Raw genomic sequence first — 2,096 nt, 5'->3', positions numbered from 1 at the left:
AAAGATTGTGCTAGAATACATTCATTACTACAATTGTGTGCGAATTCAAGAAAAATTAAACCACCTATCCCCTAAAGAATTTAGGGAACAAGTGGTTTAGGTGTTTTGATTGGTGTCCCGTTTTCGGGGTTCACTTCATAACAAACGACGTGCTCTATTCTAAGAGTACGTCGTTTTCGGTTTGAATACCGAGTTTAAGTTGGATGAATTAGTGAATATAAATTAAAAAAAGCCGCCCAATAGGACGGCTCTTATTTATGTTAATCAAACTATTCTTTTATTTAAATGAACCCCAACTACTAACACGTTTTCCGTTTGAAGTTTCACCAGTTGCAATGTAACCATATCCGTTTGAACGTGGTTGACGTATCCATACATAACCGTCTTTTTCATAACCGAATGCATCATACTTTACTTCATCTCCTGCATTAAGTGTAGCGATAATTGGAGCATCAGTTAATGGTGCGGTACGAAGTTTAATAGATGTATTTAACTTAAATACACCGTCTTGTTTTGTAAACCAACTAGAATCATATTGACTATTTGCAATTGTTTCATCTACTCCAGTAAACCATGAAAGTGGTTTATTACCTATTAATTGATTTAAATCACATTTGCCGATACCTGGCACATTACCTGTCTCCGTGTATTGCCAAATATCACAAGGATATGCTGGTTTATTGCCGCCATATCGCGGAATCCATACAAAATCAGCTTGTATATTACGCGCTCCAAACGAATCATACGTATGATGCCCTACATATAACCCTATCTTTTTAGCTCCTAGTCGGCGTAGTTCATCGATAAACGCCTGTGTCCCACCTTGCATATCACTCATTGTTTGCACTTCAACATCAGCTACCCAAAACTTAGCTGATTTGTCACCACGAGCCCAAAAGTCTTGTGCTTCTTTTTTGGCATCGTTGATAGACACAAAACGACAAAATGCATAATTTCCAAAAGGAATATTCCTTGATTTCATCGCTTGTACATATCCATTATACAAAGGGTCTACATAATTCGAACCATCTTGCACACGTGCAATTACTAAATCTAATTGCGGTCCTGCTACATCCCAATTAATGTCTCCATTCCACTTAGAAATATCTACAATATAACCCATTATTCAACAACTCCTTTTTTATTATCATATTCAGAGCTTGTTTTTTTGCTCTTACTACCTAAAACTTCTACTGCGTTTGTTAACGCTGAAGGTAACGGGATTCCCATACGCCCTGCATTTTCTAAAAGTGAAAGCAACTCATTTCCGATAAAGAAAAAGATTGTCGCTTCACGAATAGCACTATTACTTCCAAGTATTGTATCTAACTGAGTCGCGACTCCAACCAAAAGAAAAAGCACCACCTTTTTGGCGATGCCTTTAAAACCAACTTTACTTTTTAGTTCTCCGTTGTATCCTGCTGCTATCATGCCAGTTAAATAATCAATAACTGCCATCGTCACTAAGATTTTCAATGTTGCATTCCATCCTCCCAAAAAATACCCGCAGAATCCACCAAATGCAGCTATAAACGTTTTCGTTAATACATCAATACGATCCATTCTTTCACTCCTTTATGCAAAATAAAAAGCCCACTATTGTGCGCTATCGGTAATTAGATCTGCTCTTCCATTTTCAGTTAAGTATTTATAGATTCTTTCTTTGTACGCCTTCATTTTCACAATGATAAACGCATAAGTAAAAACTTCATCGATTACTCGTTGTGCCATGTACTCAGCCATTTTGCGTCAGCTCCTTTTTATTGAATACTAATGATGATTAACTCATCTACAGCTTTTTGAATCAGCTATTGCTGCTCCACATAATCAAAATTTGTAATTTCCTTGTATTGCTCTGGTGTAATCTTCTTAGCTTGAACAAATACACCTACATCTTCGTTTGAATAAAAGCGCTTATAATATCTCTTAGCTAGTGCGTAAAAATCTAATTGAGCCATTTATAAAACGCCACCTTTAATTAAATTTAAAACAAGCGCAGATTGTTCTTCTTGCATCAATTCAAGAGTCATTTCTTTTTTTATAGAAGAAAGTACCAATCCCGCATTCTCTTCTTCTAATGTTTCTTGTTTATCCTT

The 2,096-nt window shown here is 36.1% G+C and carries 5 protein-coding genes and 1 pseudogene; 1 reads left to right on the top strand and 5 read right to left on the bottom strand.

What is annotated here, in order from left to right; all coding sequences use genetic code 11:
- The coding region (locus tag ACLBWW_RS28565; protein ID WP_080776419.1) for an IS3 family transposase at nucleotides 1-100 on the top strand (100 nt) is incomplete at its 5' end.
- 177 nt (nucleotides 101-277) lie between these two features.
- Here the strand turns inward: ACLBWW_RS28565 and ACLBWW_RS28560 are convergent.
- The 5 genes and pseudogenes from ACLBWW_RS28560 to ACLBWW_RS28540 all read right to left on the bottom strand — a co-directional run bounded on the left by ACLBWW_RS28560 (nucleotide 278) and on the right by ACLBWW_RS28540 (nucleotide 1,958).
- Entirely contained in the window at nucleotides 278-550 is a 273-nt protein-coding gene (locus ACLBWW_RS28560) for an SH3 domain-containing protein (protein ID WP_239661033.1), read from the bottom strand.
- Nucleotides 527-1,123 (bottom strand): annotated as a pseudogene (locus ACLBWW_RS28555) (glycoside hydrolase family 25 protein); the annotation flags it as partial. The pseudogene ACLBWW_RS28555 and the gene ACLBWW_RS28560, both read right to left, overlap by 24 nt.
- Nucleotides 1,123-1,563, bottom strand: a complete 441-nt coding sequence (locus ACLBWW_RS28550; protein ID WP_048546614.1) for a phage holin family protein — start codon at nucleotides 1,561-1,563, stop codon at nucleotides 1,123-1,125. The pseudogene ACLBWW_RS28555 and the gene ACLBWW_RS28550, both read right to left, overlap by 1 nt.
- Nucleotides 1,564-1,596: 33 nt before the next feature.
- Nucleotides 1,597-1,743, bottom strand: a complete 147-nt coding sequence (locus ACLBWW_RS28545) for a hypothetical protein (protein ID WP_165775593.1) — start codon at nucleotides 1,741-1,743, stop codon at nucleotides 1,597-1,599.
- 65 nt (nucleotides 1,744-1,808) lie between these two features.
- Complete coding sequence (locus tag ACLBWW_RS28540; RefSeq protein ID WP_088110227.1) at nucleotides 1,809-1,958, bottom strand: XkdX family protein; 150 nt, start codon at nucleotides 1,956-1,958, stop codon at nucleotides 1,809-1,811.
- Between the last annotated feature and the right edge of the window lie 138 nt (nucleotides 1,959-2,096).

The sequence above is a fragment of the Bacillus sp. M5A3_1b genome, assembly GCF_053345335.1.
This window is presented reverse-complemented; position numbering and strand designations above follow the sequence as displayed.